The sequence below is a fragment of the Rhizobium sp. WSM4643 genome (assembly GCF_025152745.1).
Classification (GTDB): domain Bacteria; phylum Pseudomonadota; class Alphaproteobacteria; order Rhizobiales; family Rhizobiaceae; genus Rhizobium; species Rhizobium leguminosarum_I.
In genome coordinates, this window is the sequence record NZ_CP104040.1 from 1,929,801 (window position 1) to 1,955,028 (window position 25,228).

The window sequence follows — 25,228 nt, forward strand, 5'->3', positions numbered from 1 at the left end:
CTATGATTTGTGAGCGCGCGCGAGATGACTTTCCACGGACATGGAATAGCGAGACATCCCGAAACAGAAGATCCAGTAGATAACCGCCGCAAAAAGATAACCGGTTGACGAGATAGTCGGTCCCGCCCAGTTCGGATCGATACGGGCGGTTTCGACTGCTCGCAGAAAGTCTGCTATGCCGACGATCGCGACGAGCGTCGTGTCCTTGAAAAGTCCAATGAACGTCGAAACAATGCCGGGAATGACGATCGCGAGCGCTTGAGGCAGGATGACGAGCCTCATGCTCGTGAAGTACCCGACGCCCAGGGCCTGAGCCCCTTCATATTGGCCGTTGGGGATAGCCTGCAGCCCGGCACGAATTACTTCCGCCATGTAAGCCGCCGAGAAGAGGGCAGTGCCAATCATTGGGCGCAAAAGTCTATCGGGCGTTAGTGCCTCAGGCACAAACAGAGGCATCATGAAGTTCGCCATGAAGAGCACGGTGATAAAGGGTACGCCTCGGACAATCTCGATATAGAAGACACAGACGGCCTTGACGATTGGAAGCTCAGAACGTCTGCCGAGTGCGAGGATGATCCCAAGCGGCAGCGAAAACACGATCCCTACAACGGACATCAAGAGCGTGATCATCATTCCGCCCCATAGCGTTGTGTCTATGACCGGCAGACCAATCGTTTCCACACCACGAAGCAGCGCAAACGCCACAATGGGATAAATTCCGAAGAACAGCAGTGCTGCGATGTTGCGACATGGGGCGCTCCGCCATAGGAGCCACCCGACCAAGGCAGCACCAATCAGCTGCGTTACGTCGACCCGCCAGCGCTCGGTTGCCGGATATGCGCCGTACCGTAGATAGTTCAGTTTAGCGGCGACAAACGACCAGCATGCGCCGTCTGGATTGGCACGGCAGGTTTCGCTGTCACCGCTCCACACGGCATTTATCAAGGCAAAGCTCAGGAATTGCCAAACGAGCCAAACCGCCAGCCCGGTGAAACACACGGTTAAAAGGCATGAGAAGGGACTGGAGAACAGGTTCTTCTGTGCCCAAGTCATAGGGCCGGGCTGGATTCCGGGCGGCGGAGCGACAGCAGGAATGTATTCATATCGATATGCAGCCGGCACATGAAGAGTTTCATTCATCTTATCGCTCCACGAGCGCAAAACGTTGGTTGAAGCCGTTCATGGCGGCCGATGTGCTCAAGGAGATGACGAGATAGACCCCGAGCGTTATGGCCATCACCTGCACCGCCGCCCCCGTTTGGTTGAGTACGGAGCCGGCAAAGACCTGAACGAGATCGGGATAACCAATGAAAACGGCAAGCGACGAGTTTTTGATCAAGTTCAGATATTGACTGGTCAAAGGCGGGATGATGATCCGCAAAGCCTGCGGGATGACAATCAGTCGCAATGTTTTGCCCTGTGGGAGACCGAGCGCGTGGGCCGCTTCTGTCTGTCCTTTGGAAACGGCTTGAATGCCACCGCGAACGATTTCCGCGATAAATGACGCCGTGTAGACAGAAAGGCCGATGAGCAGGGCCGCGAACTCAGGGTAGATCTGCTGGCCCCCACGGAAGTTGAAACCCCTCAGCTCCGGATAGGTGAAGGTCCAGGGGCTGCCCGCGGCTACACAAGCAAGCAGTGGCGGCCCGACGAGAGCGAGTATCGTGACAAGGAGGACCGGAAGCTGCTTGCCTGTTCGCTTCTGGAACGTCAGCGCGTAGGCTCCGAACGCAATCGCGACAGCCACCCCGGCGACGATTGCCACACCTACCCAGCCGGCGCCCGCCTGAAGCTCAACCGTGGGCATTATGATCCCACGATTGTTGAGGTAGATTCCCCCGGGAAGGGAGATCGATGCCTTTGGCGCAGGCAGCGGCTTCAAGACTGCGTTGTACCAGAACAGAAGCTGAAGCAGCAGCGGGATATTTCGAATGACTTCGACATAGGAGGTCGCGACCTTGGCTGCTATCCAGTTTCTGGAAAGGCGTGAAATGCCGATCAGGAAACCAATGATTGTGGCAAGTACGATTCCCACTACGCTGACCAGGAGTGTGTTTGCCACGCCAACCCAAAAGGCCTGTCCATAGGTGGACAGGGTGTCGTAGGGGATCAGCGTCTGATTGATCTGGAAGCCTGCAGTCTGTTTCCAGAAGTCGAAGCTAAGAGGAATGCCGCGCCGTTTCATGTTCGAAACAGTTTGGGTTGTAATCGCCGCGAGGACCACCGCCAAGCTTACAGCCAAGGCAGCTTGATAGACGATTCCGCGAACCTTTTTGTCATAGATCGAGAAGGTGCTACGCACATGCATAGACAGAGAAATGTCAACCATTGGTTCCTCCCAACTAGGAAGAGGCCGCCGATTCTCCTGGCGGCCTCGTATCAACGGATGGGAGGTGCGTATTGAAGGCCGCCGGCATTCCAGAGCGCATTCACACCACGTTCTATCTTCAAGGGAGATTCCTTGCCGATCGAACGCTCGAAAACGTCGGAATAATTGCCAACCTGCTTGATGATGTCCTGAGACCAGGTCTCTCCGAGCCCGACGTCTTTGCCGAAGCTTCCTTCGACGCCCAGGAGGCGGCGAATATTCGGATCGGCGGAATTTTTCTTCTCGTCGACGTTTTTCGAGGTGATGCCGAACTCTTCTGCGGCAAGCATGACATTGAGAGTCCACTTGGCGATGTTCAGCCACTGGTCGTCACCTTGGCGGACGGCGGGCCCCAGCGGCTCCTTCGAAATGATTTCCGGGAGCACGACGTTCTCGTCGGGCTTCGCCATACGGATACGCGCAGCGTTCAGGCTCGAAGTGTCTGCGGAGAAAACGTCACAACGTCCTTCCTCATAAGCCTTGATGACAGCCTCTTCATCAGCAAAACCGACGGCACTATAGGTCATGCCGTTGATGCGGAAATAGTCGGCCAGATTCAATTCGGCGGTAGTCCCCTGCGAGACGCAAATTGATGCGCCGTCCAGACCCTTAGCGGACTGAATATTCTCCGACTTGCGAACCATGAAGCCCTGGCCATCATAAAAATAAGTGCCAGCGAAGATGATGCCGAGGGAAGTGTCTCGCGAGGACGTCCACGTCGCATTATGGGCCAGGATGTCGATCTCACCGGATTGGAGCGCGGTAAACCGATCCTTGGCGTTGAGCGGGATAAACTTGACCTTCGTTGCATCGCCGAGAACGCCAGCGGCCACGGCGCGGCAGTAGTCGACGACGAAGCCTGTCCACTTCCCATCGTTGTCAGGAACGCTGAAACCCGCCGTTGCCGGATTCGTTCCGCATGTGAGGAAGCCCTTTGCTTTGACATCGTCCAAGGTTCCCGCCCAAACGGGATATGCAGAAGCGGCAATTGCCGCGCCGAGAATACCGGCGATTAAATTTCGCATTGGAGGATCCCCTTTTTTGAATTCTGCCAAAGAGGGTGACTGGCTGAAGGCCAATCTGTCAAATTGATTGTCGACATCCCATTTATGAATGAAATTCATACAATATCAGAGCACTGAACCCGGATGAATGCGTCAAAACTGATCGCCTAGTTGGCATTCCTCGTCACGCGACTACGTTGGTTGCCAATATGGCTTCATTTTTGCTGATTTGAGCCGCGTGATACAGTTCAGTTATAAGGCGACGCAACCAAAGGATTCCCTGATCGGCAGCCATCTGCCGGTGAACCACGAGACTTGCGCTGACGGAAGGAATGGGTATGGGCGGCGAGAGAAGTGTAATCTGGTTTGCTTCGTCAAGAATCTGAAAAATGCCGTCGCCACAATGCGTGATCAGGTCCGTCCCCCTGAGCGCCAACGGCATCACTAAGTAGTTTGAAATGGTTGCGACGACCTTTCGCCTAAGCCCACGCTCTTTAAGTGCACCATCTGCCAAACCCTCAGATAGACCATCGGCGGAAATTTGAAGGTGAGATGCCGAAAGATACTGCTCCAAACCTAATGGAGACCTGGCGATCTGGCTACCACTCCAAACAGCGCACAGGATTCTGTCCTGTCCGAGCTCGGTTTTAGTCAGGTTGGGGTCGTCCTTCAGACTCGCGCCCGTCAAAGTGCAGTCGACTTGGCGGAAGTAGTCTGCGCTTTCAGCTTCAGCCCGGTTGGCGGGTATGACATTCAGCGTCGCATATGGCGCCTGTCTGGAGAATTCTCGAATAAGACCCGGGACGAAGATCATCGCATGATAGTCAGTGAGCCCCACGCGAAACTTTCGTTCTGTCGTTGCAGGGTCGAAGACATTGTACCGCCCAATCACACCGCGAATTTTTCCGAGAGAGTCAGATAGGTCCCCGATAAGCTCCAATGCGCGAGGCGTGGGCCTCATCAATCCGCCGTCGCGTGTGAACAGCTCGTCCTTAAATATGATGCGCAACTTCGAGAGCGAGTGACTGACCGCGGATTGGGTCCGGCCCAATTGATCGGCAGCGCGCGTAACGCTCCTTTCCCGCATCAGCACATCCAAGACGCGCAGGAGATTAAGGTCAACGTTGTCGGGAGACATTGCGAGCTCCATGAAACCGGTTCATGAGGAGCATCGAAGCATTTCGCCAGGCGCATGACAACCGTAAGGTGACAAGGGGTCAAATTCTGTTCGAGATTCAATGGCGCGGACCGCCGGTCCGCTCTGCCACGAAGAACACCTCTTCCTCGGAGCACTCAATCTTGAGACCCTCCATTCATTTATCAGTACGGCTTGCCGTGCGGTTTCCAGCATGCCAGGATTTGATATATCAGTGGGGGAGCGGTTGTTTGCATGCAGACGTCACAGAGCCATCTTGCCTATCTGGCGCTGGAGCATCTGATCGTGACGCTGGCGTTGAAGCCCGGCGCGCTGGTCACTGAGAAGCAGCTGATCGATATGGCGGGCCATGGGCGTACGCCGGTGCGCGAGGCGATCCAAAAGCTCGCTTGGCAGGGGCTGATCCTGGTCAAGCCGCGCGTCGGGCTGCAGGTGGCCGAGATCGCGCCTGAGGATCATCGCAATGTCATGCAGGTGCGCCGCGAGTTGGAGCCGATCGCGGCAAGACTCGTCGCCGAACATGCGAGCAACGAGCAGCGCGCGCGCCTCCTCGACTGCGCCCGCGCGATGGAGGAATGCGCTGTCAGCGCCGATCTCGCCGGCTTCTTTGCCGCCGACAAGGCCTTCGACGAAGTCCTCGAAGATGCCTGCCCGAACGGCTTCATCACGGCAGCGCTCGGCCCGGTGCAGACGCATTCGCGTCGCCTCTGGTACTCCAAGGCAAGCCCGGAGCGCATGGATCGTGCCATCGCGCTGCATGTCGCCGTCATTCGCGCCATCCATCAGGGCAGGCCGGATGAGGCGCGCGCTACCACGGCGCTGCTGATCGATTATCTCAGCCACGCGTAGAAACGGCTCCGTTTCCGGAGCCGTTGACAGATCAGATTGTTAGAAATGCTTTAGCCGACGAAAGCGCGCTCGATGACGAATTCGGCGGGCTTGCTGTTGGCGCCTTCATTGAGGCCGGCCTTCTCGAGCAGCTCCTTGGTGTCCTTCAGCATGGCCGAGGAGCCGCAGATCATGCCGCGGTCGATCGCCGGGTCGAGCGGCGGCACGCCGAGATCGGTGAACAGCTTGCCGGAAGAGATCAGATCGGTGATGCGGCCGCGATATTCGAAATCCTCGCGCGTGACGGTCGCATAGTGGCGCAGCTTGTCGCCGACGACTTCCTTCAGCAACTCGTCGTTCTGGATCTCGTGCACAAGGTCAAAGCCGTATTTCAGCTCGGCGACATCACGCGTCGTATGGGTTAAGATCACTTCCTCGAACTTCTCATAGGTCTCGGGATCGCGGATCAGACTGGCGAAAGGCGCAATGCCCGTTCCCGTCGAGAACATGTAGAGACGACGGCCAGGCGTTAGCGCATCGAGCACCAGCGTGCCCGTCGGCTTCTTGCGCATCAGCACCTGGTCGCCCGGCTTGATCGCCTGCAGATGGGAGGTGAGCGGACCGTCCGGCACCTTGATCGAGAAGAATTCAAGCTCTTCGGCCCAGGCGGGGCTGGCGATCGAATAGGCGCGGAACACCGGCTTGCCTTCGACCATCAGGCCGATCATCGCGAATTCGCCGGAACGGAAACGGAAGCCCTGCGGCCGGGTCATCGTGAAGCGGAAGAGCCGGTCGGTATAGTGCGTGACATCGAGCACCGTCTCGGCATAGACGCCGGCGGGGATGGACGAGGCGAAGTCTTCGGTCTTTGCAGGCGCGTTCATTTCGGTAGCGGATCCCGTTTCGTCGGATGAACTTTCGAATGCGAGCGAGATATTACAAATCCGGCCGGAATTAAAGGCATTCCATTCCACGCGACGCTTCTAAAGGGAAATATGCATGTCATGGTCAGGATTCAATGGCCGACCGGAGGCGGGCGGAGAATGTCGTATTTCCCGCTGGCGAAGCCCGGCAAAGGATGCATATTAGAGCAGCACGCCGGAAACGGATGCCGGTTTTCGGCAAAAATGGTGCGACAACAAAGACCTACGACGTCGAACCCGATTCAGCAACAGGGTCCGGCGATGGTGGTGAAAAAAGATGCTTGCCGGGGCGAGCGCGATAGGGCGGTCGGGGAATATGAAGATTTTCAACTACAAGCGTGTTCCTTATGCGGAGATGCGCGCCTTTTCCGTCCATATTCTGACGGCCTCCGGCTCCTTCCTTGCCTTTCTCGGCGTCGTTGCCGCCGCCGAGCACCGCTTCATCGACATGTTCTGGTGGTTGGGTCTCGCCCTTCTCGTCGACGGCATAGACGGGCCGATCGCCCGCAAGGTGCGTGTCAAGGAAGTGCTGCCGAACTGGTCGGGCGATACGCTCGACAATATCATCGATTACGTCACCTATGTGCTTCTGCCGGCCTTCGCGCTCTATCAGAGCGGCATGATCGGCGAGCCCTGGTCCTTCGCCGCCGCCGGCATGATCGTCGTCTCCAGCGCCATCTACTATGCCGATATGGGCATGAAGACGGATGAGTATTTCTTCTCCGGCTTCCCCGTCGTCTGGAACATGATCGTCTTCACGCTGTTCGTCATCGATGCCAGCGCCACCACGGCGCTCACCGTTGTCATCGTCTCGGTGGTGCTGACCTTCCTGCCGATCAATTTCCTTCACCCGGTCCGGGTCAAAAGGCTGCGCCCGCTCAATCTTGGCGTCTTTTTCCTGTGGTCTGCGCTCGGCATTTTTTCGCTGCTGATGCATTTCGACACGCCCGAATGGGCGCTCATTCTCTTTATCGTGACCGGAGCCTATCTTTACGTCATCGGCGCGGTGCTGCAATTCTTCCCCGCCCTTGGACGCGAAGCATAGGACAGGCAAGATGACCAAAACGCAGGCTGTTTCATTTTCGAAGACGGGCGGGCCGGAGGTTTTCGACTATGTCGAGATCGACCTTCCGCCGCCGTCGGCGGGCGAAGTGCAGATCAGACAGGCGGCGGTCGGGCTTAATTTCATCGACGTCTATTTCCGCAACGGCACCTACAATACCCCGCATCTGCCCTTCGTCACCGGCAAGGAGGGCGCCGGCACCGTGACATCGGTCGGCCCCGGCGTCGAGGATTTCAAGGTTGGCGACCGTGTCGCCTATGCCAGCGCCGACGGTGCCTACAGCGCTGAACGCAATATCGAGGCGCGTCATCTGGTGCATGTGCCTGACGGCATAGAAATCGAAACGGCGGCGGCGATGATGCTGAAGGGCATGACCGCCGAATATCTTCTGAACCGCACTTTCAAGGTCGGCCCTGAGACGGTCCTGCTGTTCCATGCGGCTGCCGGCGGGGTCGGCTTGATCGCCGGCCAGTGGGCAAAGGCGCTCGGCGCCACCGTCATCGGCACGGCAGGCTCTGAAGACAAGATCGAGCTGGCGCTCGCCCATGGCTACGACCATGTGATCAACTACAAGAGCGACAGCTTCGTCGACCGTGTTCGTGAGATCACCGGCGGCAAGGGCGTCGATGTCGTCTACGATTCGATCGGCCGGGATACTTTTCCACAGTCGCTCGATTGTCTGAAGCCGCGCGGCCTTTTTGCCTCCTTCGGCCAATCCTCCGGCCCGATCGAGAATTTCACCCTGGCGATGTTGGCGCAGAGGGGTTCGCTCTTTGCGACGCGGCCGACACTCTTTACCTACATCGCCGCGCGCAGGGAGCTGATCGACAGTGCGAAAGCGCTATTTGATATTGTGCAAAGCAACAAAGTGCGTATCAATATCAATCAAACCTATCCGCTGCGTGACGTTGGGCAGGCTCACGCGGATCTGGAAACAAGAAAAACAACAGGAACGACGCTGCTGATTCCATGAGATCCGAACGGACCGGTTGGCAGAAGAAATGAGGGGAACGTGTCGCCATTGAATGTGCCGGATTCCGGTGCGTTATTATCGGTTCAGAAGCTGACGAAGTTCTTCGGTGGCTTTGCCGCCTGCAATGAAATCGATCTCGATATCGCGCCGGGCGAAATTCATGCGCTTCTCGGCGAAAATGGTGCGGGCAAATCCACCCTGGTGAAGATGCTGTTCGGCGTTCTCGAGCCGACGGACGGGCATATCCTCTGGCAGGGCCAATCGGTGGCGATCACGTCGCCTGGGGAAGCCCGCAAGCTCGGCATCGGCATGGTCTTCCAGCATTTCTCGCTGTTTGAGGCGCTGACGGTTGCCGAAAACATCGCCCTATCGCTCGATGACGCCATCCCGATCGACAAAATCGCCGAGGAGGCGAGGGCGCTGTCGGTCGCCTACGGCCTGCCTCTCGATCCGCATGCCCATGTCGCCGATCTCTCGGTCGGCGAGCGCCAGCGTATCGAGATCGTCCGTGCACTGCTGCAGAACCCGAAGCTCATCATCCTCGACGAGCCGACCTCGGTGCTGACGCCGCAGGAGGCCGACAAGCTGTTCGAGACGCTGTTCAAGCTGCGCGCCGAGGGGCGTTCGGTTCTTTATATCAGCCACCGCTTGGAAGAAGTGCAGCGTATCTGCGATCGCGCCACCGTGCTGCGCCATGGCCGCGTGACCGGCGCCTGCGATCCCAAACATGAAACGCCGGCCTCGCTCGCTCGCATGATGGTCGGCAGCGAGGTGGCGACCGTCACGCATCCGGAGCGCAGCGACAAAGGCGAGGTGCAGCTTGCCGTCGCCAACCTTTCCGTCGCGCCGCGCACCCCCTTCGCCATGCCGCTGCGCGATGTGTCGATGGCGGTCCGCTCCGGCGAAATCCTCGCCATAGCAGGTGTCGCCGGCAACGGGCAGAGCGAGCTTTTCGACGCATTGTCCGGCGAATATCCGGTCGCCTCGGCCGAGGCGATCGTCATCCGCAAGAAGCACGTGGGCAATCAGGGCATTACCGCCCGCCGTCTTCTCGGCGCCGGCTTCGTGCCGGAGGAGCGCCATGGCCATGCCGCCGTCTCTACCATGAAACTGTCGGACAATCTCGTCCTTGCCCGCAACCAGTCGGACCGCAAGGCATTTCTGGGCCTGCTCGGCATCATCCGCCACGCTGCGGTGAAATCCGCCGCAAGGCGCATTTCCGAGGCCATGGATGTCCGCAAGAGCGGCGATGACCCGGCCGCCGGCTCCTTGTCCGGCGGCAACCTGCAGAAGTTCATCGTCGGCCGCGAGCTCGATCGCCAGCCGGCGGTGCTCGTCGTCAACCAGCCGACCTGGGGCGTCGATGCCGGGGCGGCAAGCCGCATCCGCCAGGCGCTTGTCGATCTCGCAAGAGCCGGTTCGGCCGTCGTCGTCATCAGCCAGGATCTCGACGAGATCTTCGAGGTGGCGACCGATATTGCCGTCATCTGCGAAGGCCGTCTTTCCCGCCCGTTCCCGGCGGGCGAACTGACACGGGAAAGGATCGGCCTACTGATGGGCGGCCTGCACGAGAGCAGCTCTGCTCCGGAGGCGCCCCATGCGCATTGAACTCGAAAAACGCCCCGACGTCTCGAAGCTCTTCGCTTTCGTCTCGCCGCTCTTGGCCCTTGTCCTGACGCTGGTGTTCGGCGCCATCATGTTCGCCATGCTCGGCAAGGACCCGATCGCCGCACTCGACGCCTTCTTCGTCGAGCCGCTGCTCGAGGTCTGGTCGCTGCACGAACTGGCGATCAAGGCCGCTCCGCTGATCCTGATCGCCGTCGGCCTGGCCATCTGTTATCGCTCGAACAATTGGAATATCGGCGCCGAAGGCCAGTTCACCATCGGCGCCATCACCGGCTCCTATCTGCCGATCGTCTTCTACGACTGGCATTCGCCGCTCGTGCTGCCGCTGATGCTGATACTGGGCGCGCTTGGCGGTGCACTTTTCGCCGCCATTCCGGCGCTGCTGAAGGCGCATTTCAACACCAACGAGATCCTGACGTCCCTGATGCTGGTCTATATCGCCCAGCTCTTCCTCGACTGGCTGATTCGCGGCGCCTGGCGCGATCCGAAGGGCTTCAACTTTCCGGTTTCCCGTGATTTCGCACCGGAGGCCGTGCTGCCGGCGATCTGGGAAGAGTCCGGCCGCGCCCATTGGGCCTTCATCTTCGCCATTATCGCCGCAATCGGTGTCTGGTTCATGATGCGCTATACGCTGAAAGGCTTCGAGATCGTCGTGCTCGGTCAATCGGAGCGGGCAGGGCGCTTTGCCGGCTTTTCGTCGAAGAAGATGATCTGGTTCAGCTTTCTCTTCTCGGGCGCTCTTGCCGGTTTTGCCGGGATAGCCGAGGTCTCCGGCTCGATCGGCCATTTGCAGCCGGCGATCTCGCCGGGCTACGGCTTCACCGCCATCATCGTCGCCTTCCTCGGCCGCCTCAATCCGCTCGGCATCATCGCATCAGGCCTGGTGCTGGCGCTGACCTATCTCGGTGGCGAAGCGGCCCAGCTTTCGCTCGGCGTTTCCGACAAGGTCACCCGCGTCTTCCAGGGCCTGCTGCTCTTCTTCGTGCTCTCCTGCGATACGCTGATCTATTACAAAATCCGCATTGTCTGGTCGCGGCTAAGGGGCAGGGTGGCATGAGCATCTTCGAAGCCATTCTGCTGACTGTCATCACCGCCTCGACGCCGCTCGTCATCGCCGCACTCGGTGAACTCGTGGCCGAGCGTTCCGGCGTTCTCAATCTAGGTGTCGAGGGCATGATGATCATGGGCGCGGTTGCCGCCTTTGCCGGCGCGCAGATCTCGGGCTCGCCCTATGTAGGCATCGTCTGCGGCATTGCGGCAGGCGCGCTTTTCTCTCTTCTGTTTGCCTTCCTGACGCTGACCCTGGTGGCGAACCAGGTGGCGACCGGTCTGGCGCTCACCCTTCTCGGCCTCGGCGCCTCAGGCATGCTTGGCGAAGCCTATGTCGGCATGCCCGGTATCCGGCTGGGAGAGATCGTCATTCCGGTCCTGTCGGATCTTCCGGTCGTTGGCCATGTTCTCTTCAGGCAGGACCTGATCTTCTACCTGTCGATCGCGCTCGTGGTCGGCGTCAGTTGGTTTCTGTTTCGCAGCCGGACCGGGCTGAAGCTCAGGGCGATCGGCGACAATCACGGTTCGGCCCACGCACTCGGCATTCATGTCATCCGCACGCGATATCTGGCGGTGATGTTCGGCGGCGCCTGCGCCGGTCTTGCCGGCGCGCAGCTTTCGCTCGTCTACACCCCGCAATGGGCCGAGAACATGTCAGCCGGCCGCGGCTGGATCACGCTGGCGCTGGTGGTCTTCGCCTCCTGGCGGCCGTGGCGGGTCTTTGCCGGCGGCTATCTCTTCGGCGCAGTCACCATCCTGCAGCTTCACGCGCAGGCCTTCGGTCTCGGCATTCCCTCGCAGTTTCTTTCGATGCTGCCCTACGCCGCGACTATTGTGGTTCTCATCATCATTTCCCATAATCGCCGCACGACGTTGATCAATACGCCAGCGTCGCTCGGAAAAGCCTTCGTGCCGGAGCGATAAAGCAACAACAAAGACGGGTTTCCGCAATAACTTCAAACCAACAGGGGTTCCCATGAAGAAGTTAGCATTCACACTTGCCGCCTCGGCCGCCGCCGTGATCGGCATCTCTTCCGCCGCTCACGCCGCGGACAAGACGAAGGTCTGCTTCGTCTATGTCGGTTCGCATACTGACGGCGGTTATTCGCAGGCGCACGATCTCGGCCGCCAGCAGGTCCAGGCCGAGTTCGGCGACAAGATCGATACGCCTTATCTCGAAAACGTGCCGGAAGGCCCGGATGCCGAGCGCGCCATCGAGCGCCTTGCCCGTTCCGGCTGCAAGCTGATCTTCACGACGTCCTTCGGCTTCATGGATGCGACGGTGAAGGTCGCCGCCAAGTTCCCGAAGGTCAAGTTCGAACATGGCACCGGTTACAAGACCGGCCCTAACCTCGCGACCTATAATTCGCGCTTCTATGAAGGTCGCTACATCCTCGGCCAGATCGCCGCGAAAACCTCGAAGAATCACGGCGCAGCCTATATCGCGTCCTTCCCGATTCCCGAAGTCGTCATGGGCATCAACTCCTTCGAGCAGGGCGCCAAGTCGGTCGATCCGAACTTCAAGCTGAAGGTCATCTGGGTCAACACCTGGTTCGACCCCGGCAAGGAAGCCGACGCCGCCAAAGCGATGGTCGACCAGGGCGTCGACGTCTTGACGCAGCACACCGACACGACCGCGCCGATGCAGGTTGCCGAAGAACGCGGCATCCACGCCTTCGGCCAGGCGTCCGACATGATCGCAGCAGGCCCGAAGGCTCAGCTGACGGCAATCGTCGACACTTGGGGGGCCTACTACTCCAAGCGCGTTCACGCTCTTCTGGATGGCACCTGGAAGTCCGAGCAGAGCTGGGACGGCCTGAAGGACGGCATCCTGAAGATGGCGCCCTATACCAACATGCCCGATGACGTGAAGAAGATGGCCGAGGAAACCGAAGCCAAGATCAAATCAGGCGAACTGCATCCCTTCACCGGACCGATCAACAAGCAGGACGGAACGCCCTGGCTGAAGGCCGGCGAGAAGGCCGATGACGGCACCCTGCTCGGCATGAACTTTTATGTCGAAGGCGTCGACGATAAGCTGCCGGGTAAATAGTCCCGTAGCCATCTCGCAAATGCGAAGAGCGCCCTCGTGGGCGCTCTTTTTTTTGCTGCAATGCATCCCAAGATTCCGATTTACAAAAGTAATACTATATGATTTTTTGACCCTGCGCCGCGAGATGCGGCATTGGGAGGAAATCATGAAATTGAAGACTGCACTTTTGAGTGCCACGATTCTGGCTGCCTGCATGTTCGGTTCGGCTTCGGCCGGTGGTTTGACTGTCGGCTTCTCGCAGATCGGCTCGGAATCGGGCTGGCGTGCGGCTGAAACGACCGTGACCAAGGAGCAGGCCAAGAAGCGCGGCATCGATCTGAAGTTTGCCGATGCGCAGCAGAAGCAGGAAAACCAGATCAAGGCTTTGCGCTCCTTCATTGCTCAGGGCGTCGATGCCATTCTCATTGCTCCGGTCGTCGAAACCGGCTGGGACGACGTTCTCAAGGAAGCCAAGGAAGCCAAGATTCCGGTCATCCTTCTCGACCGTACCATCAAGGCTCCCGACGATCTCTACCTGACGGCTGTTACGTCGGATCTGGTCCATGAAGGCAAGGTCGCAGGCGACTTCCTGGTCAAGACCGTCGGCGACAAGAAGTGCAATGTCGTTGAACTTCAGGGCACCACCGGTTCATCGCCGGCCATCGCCCGCAAGAAGGGCTTCGAAGAGGCCCTTGCCGGCCACGACAACCTCAAGATCGTTCGCAGCCAGACCGGTGACTTCACCCGCACCAAGGGCAAGGAAGTCATGGAAAGCTTCCTAAAGGCCGAGAATGGCGGCAAGGATATCTGCGCTCTCTACGCCCATAACGACGACATGGCCGTCGGCGCCATCCAGGCGATCAAGGAAGCCGGCCTGAAGCCCGGCAAGGATATCCTCGTCGTCTCCATCGACGCCGTGCCCGATATCTTCAAAGCCATGTCCGAAGGCGAGTCCAATGCCACGGTCGAGCTGACGCCGAATATGGCAGGTCCGGCCTTCGATGCGCTCGAAGCCTATCTGAAGGACAAGAAGGCTCCGGCCAAGTGGATCCAGACCGAGTCGAAGCTCTACACGCCTGCCGACGACCCGATGAAGGTCTACGAAGAGAAGAAGGGCCAGGGCTACTGATCTGATTTGACACTGCATAATTCCTGAGGTCTGAATCGATTTCAGGATAGATCATGCAGCAATTCAAAGCGCTACAGCGTCGGTGTCTGAAAAGACGAGGGGCGCTGTAGAACCGCACCGGCCCGTCATGGACCGGTGCGGAACTGCCTCGCCGCCTTGGGACATCATGTCCGGCCGCGGCGCGGCTTTTGCCGTCAATATCAGGAAAACTGACCCTTATGACTCACGATTTCGAGAACGTTCTCGCGGCCTCCGGAATATCGAAATTCTTTCCCGGCGCGGTGGCGCTGGATAAGGTCGATTTCACGCTCCGCAGAGGCGAGGTGCACGCATTGCTGGGCGAGAACGGCGCCGGCAAGTCGACGCTGATCAAGTGCATCACCGGCGCCTATCATCGTGACGAGGGCAGCCTGGCGCTCGACGGCCAGGAAATCAATCCGGCCAATACGCTCGCCGCCCAGAAGCTCGGCATCGGCACCGTCTACCAGGAGGTCAACCTGCTGGCCAATTTAAGCGTCGCCGAAAATCTCTTTCTCGGACGCCAGCCAAGACGGTTCGGCATGACCGACATGCGCGCGATGAACCGCCAGGCGCGCGATCTGCTCACCGGTTACGGCATCGATATCGACGTTACCGCCGAACTTGGCCGTTTTTCCGTCGCCGTCCAGCAGGTGGTTGCCATCGCCCGCGCCGTCGATCTCTCAGGCAAGGTGCTGATCCTCGACGAGCCCACGGCAAGTCTCGACAACCAGGAGGTCGCGCTGCTCTTCCGCATCATCGAAGACCTGAAGAAGCGCGGCCTGGGCATCGTCTTCATCACCCATTTTCTTGAGCAGGTCTATGCGATCAGCGACCGCATTACCGTGCTGCGCAACGGCAAGCTCGTCGGCACCCGTGATGCCGCCGATCTGCCGCGCCAGGGCCTGATCGCCATGATGCTCGGCCGGGAACTCGCGCATGTCGAGGAGACTGTGCGCGAGCATAGCCTTGCCGCCGGTGAGGTCCGGTACCGCTTCGCAGGCTACGGTAAGCGTGGCAAGGTCAAGCCCTTCGATCTCGATGTACGCGCCGGCGAGGTAGTCGGCATTGCCGGACTGCTCGGCTCCGGCCGTACCGAAACCGCCGAACTGCTCTTCGGCGTTGAACACGCCGACAGCGGCAGCGCCACGATCGACGGCCGGCCGGTGACGCTCTCCAGCCCGCGCGCCGCGATTGGAAAGGGCTTCGGCTTCTGCCCCGAGGACCGCAAGACCGATGGCATCATCGGCGACCTGTCGATCAGGGAAAACATCGCCCTTGCCCTGCAGGCGCGCCGCGGCTGGACCCGGCCGCTCTCGCGCGCCGAGCAGAATGCGCTCGCCGACCGCTACATCAAGGCGCTCGATATCCGCACCACCGACCGCGAAAAGCCGATCCGGCTGCTCTCCGGCGGCAACCAGCAGAAGGCGATCCTTGCCCGCTGGCTGGCGACCAATCCCAAGTTTCTGATCCTCGACGAGCCGACCCGTGGCATCGATGTCGGCGCCCATGCAGAGATCATCCGGCTCATCGAACAGCTCTGCGCCGAAGGCATGTCATTGATCGTAATTTCATCGGAACTTGAAGAGCTTGTCGCCTATAGCTCACGTGTCATCGTGCTTCGCGACCGGCAGCATATCGCCGAATTGACGGGCGAACGTATCACCGCCGCCGGCATCGTCGATGCCATCGCTGCCGCCGAGCACAAGACGGAGGAAGCATGAGGTCCTCCCGGAATGCGCTGGCCTATCGCCTGGCGCCGCAATTGATCGCGCTCGTTGTCATTCTCTTGTTGAATTTCATAACGTCGCCGCAGTTTTTTAATGTCGTGGTTCAAAACGGGCGCCTCTATGGCAGCCTCATCGACGTGCTGAATCGCGGCGCGCCGGTGGCGCTGCTGGCGATCGGCATGACGCTGGTCATTGCCACCAAGGGCATCGACCTGTCCGTCGGGGCGGTCGTGGCTATCTGCGGCGCCGTCGCTGCATCGTCGATTGTTTCAGGAAATTCAGTGGCCTACACCATTATCCTGACACTTGCGATTGGGCTTGCCTGCGGCGTCTGGAACGGCTTCCTGGTGGCAGTCCTCAATATCCAGCCGATCATCGCCACGCTGGTGCTGATGGTCGCCGGCCGCGGCATCGCCCAGCTGATCACCGAGGGCGCTATCCTGACCTTCAACGATGATGGGCTGACCTTCTTCGGCAGCGGTTCCATGGCCCTGCTGCCGATGCCTGTCGTCATCTGGTTTCTCGTCGGCCTGCTCGTCATCCTGCTCGTCCGCCGCACCGCACTCGGCATGCTGATCGAAGCCGTCGGCATCAATCGCCGCGCCAGCACGCTGTCCGGAATTCAAACGCCGGTGCTGCTGATGGCCGTCTATATGCTGAGCGGGCTGTGTGCCGCGATCGCGGGCATCATCGTCGCCGCCGACATCAAGGGCGCCGATGCCAACAATGCCGGTCTCTGGCTGGAACTCGACGCGATCCTCGCCGTCGTCGTTGGCGGCAATTCGCTGCTCGGCGGCCGCTTCAGCATTCTCGGATCGCTGATCGGCGCAATGATCATCCAGGCTGTGAATACCGGCATCCTGTCTTCCGGTTTCCCGCCTGAATTCAACCTGATCATCAAGGCGGTCATCATTATCGTCATCCTCGTCATCCAGTCGCCGGCGGTGCAATCGCTGGCCATCTTCGCCAGCCGCCGGCAGGGCGGAAGGGAGTAGCCGAAATGAACTCCAAATACCTGCCGCTGCTGGCGACCGTCGTCATCTTCGTGCTCGCCTATGCCGGCTGCACGCTGCAATATCCGAACATGCTGTCGACCCGCGTCATCGGCAATCTTCTGACCGACAATGCCTTTCTCGGCATTGCCGCCGTCGGCATGACCTTCGTCATCATCTCCGGCGGTATCGATCTGTCGATCGGATCGGTCATTGCCTTCACCGGCGTCTTCCTCGCGGTCATCCTGCAGAAGACCTCGATCCATCCGCTGCTTGCCTTTACGATTGTGCTCGTCATCACCACCGCCTTCGGCGCGGTCATGGGCGCAATCATCCACTATCTCGAAATGCCGGCCTTCATCGTCACACTCGCCGGCATGTTCCTGGCGCGCGGCATGGCCTTCGTGCTCTCGATCGACAGCATCCCGATCGATCACGAATATTATTCGACGTTGACGAGCCTCTATTGGCGTCTGCCCGGCGGCGGGCGGCTGACGCTGATCGGCGGCATCATGCTTCTGGTCTTTGCGGTCGGCATCTTCATCGCCCAGCGCACCCGCTTCGGCACCAACGTCTATGCACTCGGCGGCGGCGCGCAGACGGCGCGGCTGATGGGTGTGCCGGTCGGCCGCACGACAATCCAGATCTATGCGCTGTCGGGATTTCTTGCAGGCCTATCCGGGATCGTTTTTTCGCTGTACACCTCTGCTGGATATTCTCTTGCAGCAGTCGGCGTCGAACTCGATGCTATCGCGGCGGTGGTCATCGGAGGGACGCTGCTGACCGGAGGAGCGGGATTCGTGGCGGGAACCTTGATCGGTATCCTGATCCAAGGGCTCATTCAGACCTACATCACCTTTGACGGCACGCTGTCGAGCTGGTGGACCAAGATCCTGATTGGCCTTCTGCTGTTTGCATTCATCCTGATGCAGAAAGCCATCCTGTTCGTTTCCAGTCTGAACAAGAGGTACGCCTGAGGGGGAGACGGATCGCTTGCGCTACAAATTGGACGAGACACGCAAGACGGGGCGCAGAACCCGGACGAGCCACGCCCAGGTCGTCGACGAACTCGGCAAGGCGATCGTCGCCGGCACCTATCCCATTGGCTCGATTCTGCCGGGCGATACGGAACTGGCGCAGCGTTTTAAAGTGTCGCGCACCGTCTTGCGTGAGACGATGAAGACGCTTGCCGCCAAGGGCATGGTCGTCGCCAAGGCGCGGGTCGGCACGCGTGTGACCGAGAAGAACCTCTGGAACATGTTCGACAGCGAGATCATCGCCTGGCACTTCGACAACGGCGTGACGGAAGAGTTTCTGCTGCAGCTCTACGATATTCGTCTCGCCTTCGAACCCTTCGCCGCCGGTCTCGTCGCCGAGCGGGCGAATGCCGAGGATATCGAGATGCTGCGCGGGCTGGCGCTCGAGATGGCGGCGGCTGGTCATACGGCCGACAGCCTGGCACTCGCCGACCTTCGTTTTCACCTGGCGATCGCCGAAGCCTCGCATAATCCCTTCATGCGGACACTGGGCAGCCTCATCGAAGCAGCCCTCGTCGGCATGTTCCGGATGAGCACGCCACCAACCGAAAACGGCTTCGCCAATATCGCCGACACTCATATGCGCATCGTAGATGCGATCGTGTCCGGCGATAGCAGTGCTGCGCGCCGCGCGATGGAAGACGTCATCCTGGACGGCCGCCATCATGTGCATGAAGCCTTCGCGGCCCGCGGTTCCGACGCCGTCACAGGGTCGATTTCGAGCGCAATTTCACCTTTGTGAAGGCTGTTCTTGTCTGCAGCGCCGCGCATCTTTTCGAGAGGCGCAAAGGACGCTGCAGCGCTTCGAATGGCTGCATAATTTATCCTTAAATCGATTCCGATTTAGGGAATTATGCAGTATGAGGCGATAAAGCCGCCTCGTGGCGCGGATTCGCGGAGCAAATCATGGAACGCACTTGTCTTGCCGTCATCCTTGCCGCCGGTGACAGCACGCGGATGAAATCCTCGAAATCAAAGGTGCTGCATCCGGTCGCCGGACGGCCGATGATCGCCCACGTGGTCGAGGCGGTCGCCTCTGCCGGCATCTCGTCCGTCGCCCTTGTCGTCGGCCGTGACGCCGAGGACGTGGCAAAGGCGGCAAGCATCGCCGGCATCAGCATCGAATCCTGTCTGCAGAAGGAACGCCTCGGTACCGGCCACGCGGTGCTGGCGGCGCGCGAAGCGATCGCCAAGGGCTATGACGATATCCTCGTCACCTATGGCGACGTGCCGCTGCAGACCGACGCACCGCTCAAGGCCGCCCGCCAGGGCCTTGCCGACGGCAGCGACGTCGTCGTCATCGGCTTCCACACCGACCGCCCGACCGGCTACGGCCGCCTGCTCGTCAAGGACGGCGAACTCATTGCCATCCGCGAGGAAAAGGACGCGACCGATGCCGAGCGCACCGTCACCTGGTGTAACAGCGGGCTGATGGCGATTAGCGGTAGCAAGGCGCTCGATCTTCTCTCGCGCATCGGCAATGCCAATGCCAAGGGTGAATTCTATCTGACCGACCTCGTCGAGATTGCCCGTTCGCTCGGCGGACGCGTCACCGCGGTCGATGCTCCTGAGATCGAGATGACCGGCTGCAACACCCGTGCCGAACTCGCCGTCATCGAGCGTTTCTGGCAGGAGCGCCGCCGCCACCAGATGATGCTTTCAGGCGTCACCATGATCGCACCGGAAACGGTTTTTCTCGCCTACGATACCGCCATCGGCCAGGATGCGCTGATCGAGCCGAACGTCGTCTTCGGGCCTGGTGCTGTGATCGACAGCGGCGCCGTCATTCATGCTTTCTCACATATCGAAGGCGCTCATGTCAGCCAGGGCGCGACCGTCGGTCCCTTCGCGCGGCTGCGGCCGGGCGCCGATCTCGGTACCGGTTCGAAGGTCGGCAATTTCTGCGAGGTCAAGAACGGCAGGCTCGGCGAGGGCGCCAAGGTCAACCACCTGACTTATATCGGCGATGCCGTCATCGGCGCCGGCAGCAATATCGGCGCCGGCACGATCACCTGCAATTATGACGGCGTCAACAAGAGCGAGACGGTGATCGGCGAAAACGCCTTCATCGGTTCCAATTCCTCGCTGGTCGCGCCGGTGACGATCGGCGACGGCGCCTATATCGCCTCCGGCAGCGTCATCACCGTCGATGTTCCGGCCGACGCGCTGGCGCTCGGCCGCGCTCGGCAAGAGATCAAGCCCGGCCGTGCGACGCTGCTGCGCGAGCGTGCGCTTGCCATCAAGGCGGCGAAGAAGGCGAAAGCCTGACCGGCCTTGCGTAACCGGCGGAAATTGAAAGTGACCGCCGAGGTGATTGAGAAATAAGCAGGAATCGTTAGGACTGGCCTCGTCATCGAAGCCTTCATGGGGATACTATATGTGCGGCATTGTGGGGATCGTCGGAACTGCGCCTGTTGCCGGGCGCCTGGTCGATGCGCTGAAGCGTCTCGAATATCGTGGTTACGATTCCGCCGGTGTCGCCACCATCCATGACGGCGTGATGGATCGCCGCCGCGCCGAGGGCAAGCTGTTCAATCTGGAAAAGCGCCTCGACAGCGAACCGCTGCCCGGCACCGTCGGCATCGCCCACACGCGCTGGGCGACCCATGGCGTTCCGAACGAGACCAATGCCCATCCGCATTTCGTCGAGGGCGTCGCGGTCGTCCATAACGGCATCATCGAGAACTTCTCCGAGCTTCGCGACGAACTGACGGAAGAGGGCTCGGTCTTCGAAACCCAGACCGATACCGAAGTGGTCGCCCATCTGATGGCGAAATACCTGCGCGAAGGCCTGGAGCCGCGCGCCGCCATGCTGAAGATGCTGAACCGGGTAACCGGCGCCTATGCATTGGCCATCATGCTCAAGGCCGATCCCGGTACGATCATGGCCGCCCGTTCCGGTCCGCCGCTTGCCGTCGGCTATGGCCGCGGCGAGATGTTCCTCGGCTCGGATGCGATCGCGCTCTCGCCCTTCACCAACGAGATCACCTATCTGGTCGACGGCGATTGCGCTGTCCTCACCCGCGATGGTGTCTCGGTGCTCGATTTTGCCGGCAAGCCGGTCAACCGCGCCCGGCAGACCTCGCAGGCGACCGCCTATGTCGTCGACAAGGGCAACCACCGCCACTTCATGGAAAAGGAAATCTACGAGCAGCCGGAGGTGATCTCTCACGCGCTCAGTCACTATGTCGATTTCGCCGAGAACACCATCGGCGCCAACGCCGCCGCGATCGACTTCAAGGCGGCGACCGGCCTTGCCATCTCTGCCTGCGGTACTGCCTATCTCGCCGGCCTCGTCGGCAAATACTGGTTCGAGCGTTATGCCCGCCTGCCGGTCGAGATCGACGTCGCTTCCGAATTCCGCTACCGCGAAATGCCGCTGTCGCCGTCGCAGGCTGCGCTCTTCATCTCGCAGTCCGGCGAGACCGCCGATACGCTGGCATGCTTGCGCTATTGCCGCGAAAACGGCTTGAAGATCGGCGCCGTCGTCAATGTCCGCGAATCGACGATCGCGCGTGAATCCGACGCCGTCTTCCCGATCATGGCCGGCCCCGAAATCGGCGTCGCCTCGACCAAGGCATTCACCTGCCAGCTTGCCGTGCTGGCAGCGCTGGCGATCGGCGCCGGCAAGGCGCGCGGCACGGTGAGTGCCGACGAGGAGAGGGCGCTGGTGCGCCATCTCGCCGAAATGCCGCGCATCATGAGCCGCGTGCTGAACCTCATCCAGCCGCAAATGGAAAGTCTGTCGCGCGAATTGTCGAAGTGCAAGGACGTGCTCTATCTCGGCCGCGGCACCAGCTTCCCCCTCGCCATGGAAGGCGCGCTGAAGCTCAAGGAAATTTCCTATATCCACGCCGAAGGTTACGCCGCCGGCGAATTGAAGCACGGACCGATCGCGCTGATCGACGAGAACATGCCCGTCATCGTCATCGCCCCCTACGACCGTTTTTTCGAAAAGACCGTCTCGAACATGCAGGAGGTCGCAGCCCGCGGCGGCCGCATCATCTTCATCACCGACGAGGCCGGTGCGGCTGCCTCGAAACTGCCGACCATGGCGACGATCGCCCTGCCTGTCGTCGACGAAATCATCGCGCCGATGATCTTCTCGCTGCCGATCCAGCTGCTCGCCTATCACACCGCCGTCTTCATGGGCACCGATGTCGATCAGCCGCGCAACCTGGCGAAATCGGTGACTGTGGAATAAGCCTGTAACGCCGCGACCGTGCCGCCGAAACATATTGTGCGACGCCCAGAATTCTGGCAGTTTTGGTCTGCGGACAAGGGGGAAGGGCCGGCGTTCCGGCCTGTCCAGGACTGAGATGGAGTTCATCTGGAAACGATGGCCGACAACGCCCCCAGAATGCCGGTCGCGACCCGGCTGAGGAATAATTTTCTCGCAGGTTTGATCATCTGCGCCCCGATCGCGATCACCATCTGGCTGACCTGGACCTTCATCCACTGGTCGGACAGTTGGGTCCGGCCCTATATTCCGGCACGTTGGAATCCGGAAAGCTATCTCAATTTCGCTATTCCCGGTTTCGGTCTGCTGACAGCCGTTATCCTGATCACCGTCGTCGGCTTTCTCGGCAAGAACCTCATCGGCCAGAGCATCGTCGGTTTCGGCGAATCCGTCGTCCAGCGCATGCCGCTCGTACGGACGATCTACAGAAGCGTGAAGCAGATTTTCGAAACCGTGCTGAAGGAGCAGTCGAACTCCTTCAAGAAAGTCGGCCTCATCGAATATCCAAGTCCCGGTCTCTGGGCGCTGGTTTTCGTCGCCACCGACGCCAAAGGCGAAATCGCTTCGAAGTTCAATGCGATGGGCCAGGATATGGTCGCGGTCTTCCTGCCGCCGACGCCGGTGCCGACGGCCGGTTTCCTCGTCTTCGTACCGCGTGAGAAGATCGTCGTGCTCGACATGTCGCCGGAGGATGCCGCCAAGTTCCTGATTTCGGGCGGTCTCGTGGCTCCTGAGATCCCCCAGCCGGAGCCGAAGCAGAAGCACTTGCCGCGGCCGAAGCCGGTGGCAGTTTCCAAGGCCGAATGATGCATGTCGCCCAAAAGTGTTCAGCGGTTTTGGGATAACGACATGCATGGAAGGACGACTTAAAGCGCGCCGCGGCGCGCTTTATCCCGCTCTAAGAAAACGGATCGCCTCGTCGCGGCGGAAAAGATAGAGCAGCGTGCGAATCGCCGTGCCTCTCTCGGTGGTCAATTCCGGATCGCGCTCGATGAGGTAAGCCGCATCCTTGCGGGCAATCTCCAGCAGGTCGGCATGCGCCTCGAGGCTGGCGATGCGGAAACCCGGCGTGCCGGATTGCCTTGTGCCGAGCAATTCGCCTTCACCGCGCAGCTTCAGGTCCTCCTCGGCAATGCGGAAGCCGTCCTCCGTCTCCCGCATGATCGAAAGCCTGGCATGGCCGGTCTCGCCGAGCGGTCCCTTGTAGAGCAGGATGCAGGTTGAGGCCTCGTCGCCGCGCCCGACGCGGCCGCGCAGCTGATGCAATTGCGCCAGGCCGAAACGCTCGGCATGCTCGATCACCATGATCGTCGCATCCGGCACGTCGACACCGACCTCGACGACGGTGGTGGCGACGAGCAGCCGGGTCTCGCCGTTCTTGAACGCCATCATCGCCGCGTCCTTCTCCGGTCCGCTCATGCGGCCGTGGATCAGGCCGACATCAGGGCCAAGCGCTGAGACCAGCGTCGCATGCCGCTCCTCGGCCGACATCAGGTCGAGCTCTTCGGACTCCTCGACCAGCGGGCAGATCCAGTAGGCCTTCTTGCCCTCGGCAATCGCGCTTTGCAGCCGCCCGACGATTTCGCCGGTCCGCTCCATCGGCACGGTGATCGTCTGGATCGGCTTGCGACCGGCCGGTTTTTCGGTGAGCTTGGAGACGTCCATGTCGCCGAAGGCGGCGAGCACCAGCGTGCGCGGGATCGGCGTCGCCGTCATGACAAGCATGTGCGGCGAGAGGCCCTTGGCGGTCAGCCGCAGGCGCTGATGCACGCCGAAACGGTGCTGCTCGTCGACGACGGCAAGCATCAGATTGGCGTAGGCGACGCTATCCTGGAACAGCGCATGCGTGCCGATGATGATCTGGGCAGCACCCGAGCCGATGCGCTCCAGGATTTCCTCCCTTTCGCGTCCCTTGGTGCGCCCGGTCAGCACCTCGATGCCGAGCCCGGCGCCTGCGGTGAATTTCGAGATCGTCGCGTGATGTTGCCGCGCCAGGATTTCGGTCGGCGCCATCAGCACGGCCTGGCCGCCGCTCTCGATCACCGCTGCCATCGCCATCAGCGCCACCAGCGTCTTGCCGGAACCGACATCGCCCTGCAGCAGCCGCAGCATGCGCTCGTTGCCGGCCATATCCTTCAAAACCTCGGTGATTGCCTCGTTCTGGCTTGATGTGAGCGAGAAGGGCAAAGTCTTCAGGATCTTGCTGCTGATGGCGCCGGTGGCATGCACCGGCTGGCCCGCCACCTTGCGCAGCCTCTGCCGCACCAGGCTCAGCGACAGCTGGCCGGCGAGGAATTCGTCATAGGCAAGCCGCCGCCGGGCAGGGGCCTGCGGGTCGATATCGGTGGGATCGCGCGGCTCGTGCAGCATGTGGAAGCTGTCGCGGATCGACGGCAGGCCCTGTCTCTCTGTCAACGCCAGGTCGATCCATTCCGGCAGCTCGGGAAAACGCGGCAGGCCGGCGTCGATGATCTTGCGCAGCGTCTTCGGTGAAAGTCCTGCCGTCAGCGGATAGATCGGCTCGACCAGCGGCAGGCTCTCCGTCTCGTCGGCCCTGACGATATAGTCGGGATGCACCATCGAGGCGCGGCCGTTGAACCAGTCGATCTTGCCGCTGACGGTCACCTCCGCGTCAACGGGCAGCTGCTTTTCCAGCCAGGCCGCCTGTCCGCGGAAAAACACCAGCGTCAGCTCGCCGGTCTCATCATGCAGGAAGACGCGGTAAGGGATATTGCTTTTGCCGCGCGGCGGCACTTGGTGCCGGTCGACGCGCGCCGTGATCGTTACGATCGCACCCTGTGGCGCGCGGGCGATGCCCGGCTGGTTGCGCCGGTCGATCAGCGAGAAGGGCGCGTGGAAAAGCAGATCGATGACCCGGCAATCCTCCAGCGTCTCGCGCCCGAGCAGCTTGACCAGCAGGTCGGCGATCTTCGGTCCGACGCCCGGAAGGCCCGAAATAGGGGAGAACAGCGGATCGAGAATGGCGGGGCGCATGCGGCCAAAATGCGATGAACAATGCGGCCTTGGCAAGGCTGACAAGCCGCTTTCCAGGGTCTATA

General features: G+C 60.5%; 21 protein-coding genes. 15 read left to right on the forward strand and 6 right to left on the reverse strand.

Features of this window, described 5'->3' with window-relative positions; all coding sequences use genetic code 11:
- The 4 genes from N1937_RS09830 to N1937_RS09845 form a co-directional block, all read right to left on the reverse strand.
- On the reverse strand, positions 1-1,140 hold the full coding sequence (locus tag N1937_RS09830) for an amino acid ABC transporter permease (protein WP_026154142.1): 1,140 nt from the start codon (positions 1,138-1,140) through the stop codon (positions 1-3).
- A gap of 1 nt (position 1,141) precedes the next feature.
- Positions 1,142-2,329, reverse strand: coding sequence for an amino acid ABC transporter permease (locus N1937_RS09835; RefSeq protein ID WP_260058488.1), 1,188 nt, complete (start codon positions 2,327-2,329; stop codon positions 1,142-1,144).
- Between the two features lie 50 nt (positions 2,330-2,379).
- The gene (locus N1937_RS09840) at positions 2,380-3,393 is read right to left on the reverse strand and encodes an amino acid ABC transporter substrate-binding protein (RefSeq protein WP_222383990.1); all 1,014 of its coding nucleotides are present in this window, start codon (positions 3,391-3,393) and stop codon (positions 2,380-2,382) included.
- 163 nt (positions 3,394-3,556) lie between these two features.
- A complete protein-coding gene (locus tag N1937_RS09845; protein WP_260058489.1) occupies positions 3,557-4,510 on the reverse strand; it encodes a LysR family transcriptional regulator in 954 nt (317 codons plus the stop codon).
- A 252-nt stretch (positions 4,511-4,762) separates the two neighbouring features.
- Here N1937_RS09845 and N1937_RS09850 point away from each other — a divergent pair, with 252 nt between their 5' ends.
- Positions 4,763-5,377, forward strand: coding sequence for a GntR family transcriptional regulator (locus N1937_RS09850; RefSeq protein ID WP_260058491.1), 615 nt, complete (start codon positions 4,763-4,765; stop codon positions 5,375-5,377).
- A 50-nt stretch (positions 5,378-5,427) separates the two neighbouring features.
- Here the strand turns inward: N1937_RS09850 and N1937_RS09855 are convergent, their stop codons facing one another.
- Positions 5,428-6,240 carry a ferredoxin--NADP reductase gene (locus N1937_RS09855; protein WP_017964255.1) on the reverse strand — a complete coding sequence of 271 codons (813 nt, stop codon included), beginning with the start codon at positions 6,238-6,240 and terminating at the stop codon, positions 5,428-5,430.
- A gap of 355 nt (positions 6,241-6,595) precedes the next feature.
- Between N1937_RS09855 and pcsA the strand changes: the two genes are divergently transcribed.
- The 14 genes from pcsA to N1937_RS09925 all read left to right on the forward strand — a co-directional run bounded on the left by pcsA (position 6,596) and on the right by N1937_RS09925 (position 22,976).
- A complete protein-coding gene (pcsA, locus tag N1937_RS09860) occupies positions 6,596-7,324 on the forward strand; it encodes a phosphatidylcholine synthase (RefSeq protein WP_026154145.1) in 729 nt (242 codons plus the stop codon).
- A 10-nt stretch (positions 7,325-7,334) separates the two neighbouring features.
- Positions 7,335-8,315 carry a quinone oxidoreductase family protein gene (locus tag N1937_RS09865; RefSeq protein ID WP_017964257.1) on the forward strand — a complete coding sequence of 327 codons (981 nt, stop codon included), beginning with the start codon at positions 7,335-7,337 and terminating at the stop codon, positions 8,313-8,315.
- Positions 8,316-8,354: 39 nt separating this feature from the next.
- Positions 8,355-9,923 carry an ABC transporter ATP-binding protein gene (locus tag N1937_RS09870; protein ID WP_260058493.1) on the forward strand — a complete coding sequence of 523 codons (1,569 nt, stop codon included), beginning with the start codon at positions 8,355-8,357 and terminating at the stop codon, positions 9,921-9,923.
- Entirely contained in the window at positions 9,913-10,998 is a 1,086-nt protein-coding gene (locus N1937_RS09875; RefSeq protein WP_260058494.1) for an ABC transporter permease, read from the forward strand. The genes N1937_RS09870 and N1937_RS09875 overlap by 11 nt, the downstream gene beginning before the upstream one ends.
- Positions 10,995-11,915, forward strand: a complete 921-nt coding sequence (locus tag N1937_RS09880) for an ABC transporter permease (RefSeq protein WP_017964260.1) — start codon at positions 10,995-10,997, stop codon at positions 11,913-11,915. The genes N1937_RS09875 and N1937_RS09880 overlap by 4 nt, the downstream gene beginning before the upstream one ends.
- A gap of 52 nt (positions 11,916-11,967) precedes the next feature.
- Complete coding sequence (locus tag N1937_RS09885; protein WP_222291050.1) at positions 11,968-13,044, forward strand: BMP family ABC transporter substrate-binding protein; 1,077 nt, start codon at positions 11,968-11,970, stop codon at positions 13,042-13,044.
- Between the two features lie 145 nt (positions 13,045-13,189).
- Positions 13,190-14,152, forward strand: coding sequence for a galactofuranose ABC transporter, galactofuranose-binding protein YtfQ (ytfQ, locus tag N1937_RS09890; protein WP_162118623.1), 963 nt, complete (start codon positions 13,190-13,192; stop codon positions 14,150-14,152).
- Positions 14,153-14,370: 218 nt separating this feature from the next.
- Complete coding sequence (ytfR, locus tag N1937_RS09895; protein ID WP_260058497.1) at positions 14,371-15,894, forward strand: galactofuranose ABC transporter, ATP-binding protein YtfR; 1,524 nt, start codon at positions 14,371-14,373, stop codon at positions 15,892-15,894.
- A complete protein-coding gene (locus tag N1937_RS09900; RefSeq protein WP_260058499.1) occupies positions 15,891-16,895 on the forward strand; it encodes an ABC transporter permease in 1,005 nt (334 codons plus the stop codon). Before ytfR ends, N1937_RS09900 begins: the two co-directional genes overlap by 4 nt.
- 5 nt (positions 16,896-16,900) lie before the next feature.
- Positions 16,901-17,869 carry a galactofuranose ABC transporter, permease protein YjfF gene (gene yjfF, locus N1937_RS09905; RefSeq protein WP_162118620.1) on the forward strand — a complete coding sequence of 323 codons (969 nt, stop codon included), beginning with the start codon at positions 16,901-16,903 and terminating at the stop codon, positions 17,867-17,869.
- A gap of 16 nt (positions 17,870-17,885) precedes the next feature.
- Complete coding sequence (locus N1937_RS09910) at positions 17,886-18,671, forward strand: FadR/GntR family transcriptional regulator (protein ID WP_260058500.1); 786 nt, start codon at positions 17,886-17,888, stop codon at positions 18,669-18,671.
- Positions 18,672-18,835: 164 nt separating this feature from the next.
- Positions 18,836-20,197 (forward strand): bifunctional UDP-N-acetylglucosamine diphosphorylase/glucosamine-1-phosphate N-acetyltransferase GlmU, encoded by a 1,362-nt coding sequence (glmU, locus tag N1937_RS09915; RefSeq protein WP_260058502.1) that lies wholly within the window; start codon positions 18,836-18,838, stop codon positions 20,195-20,197.
- 109 nt (positions 20,198-20,306) lie between these two features.
- The gene (glmS, locus tag N1937_RS09920; RefSeq protein ID WP_260058504.1) at positions 20,307-22,133 is read left to right on the forward strand and encodes a glutamine--fructose-6-phosphate transaminase (isomerizing); all 1,827 of its coding nucleotides are present in this window, start codon (positions 20,307-20,309) and stop codon (positions 22,131-22,133) included.
- A 135-nt stretch (positions 22,134-22,268) separates the two neighbouring features.
- Complete coding sequence (locus tag N1937_RS09925; RefSeq protein WP_162118616.1) at positions 22,269-22,976, forward strand: DUF502 domain-containing protein; 708 nt, start codon at positions 22,269-22,271, stop codon at positions 22,974-22,976.
- Positions 22,977-23,057: 81 nt separating this feature from the next.
- Here the strand turns inward: N1937_RS09925 and recG are convergent, their stop codons facing one another.
- Complete coding sequence (gene recG / locus N1937_RS09930; RefSeq protein WP_260058505.1) at positions 23,058-25,163, reverse strand: ATP-dependent DNA helicase RecG; 2,106 nt, start codon at positions 25,161-25,163, stop codon at positions 23,058-23,060.
- Between the last annotated feature and the right edge of the window lie 65 nt (positions 25,164-25,228).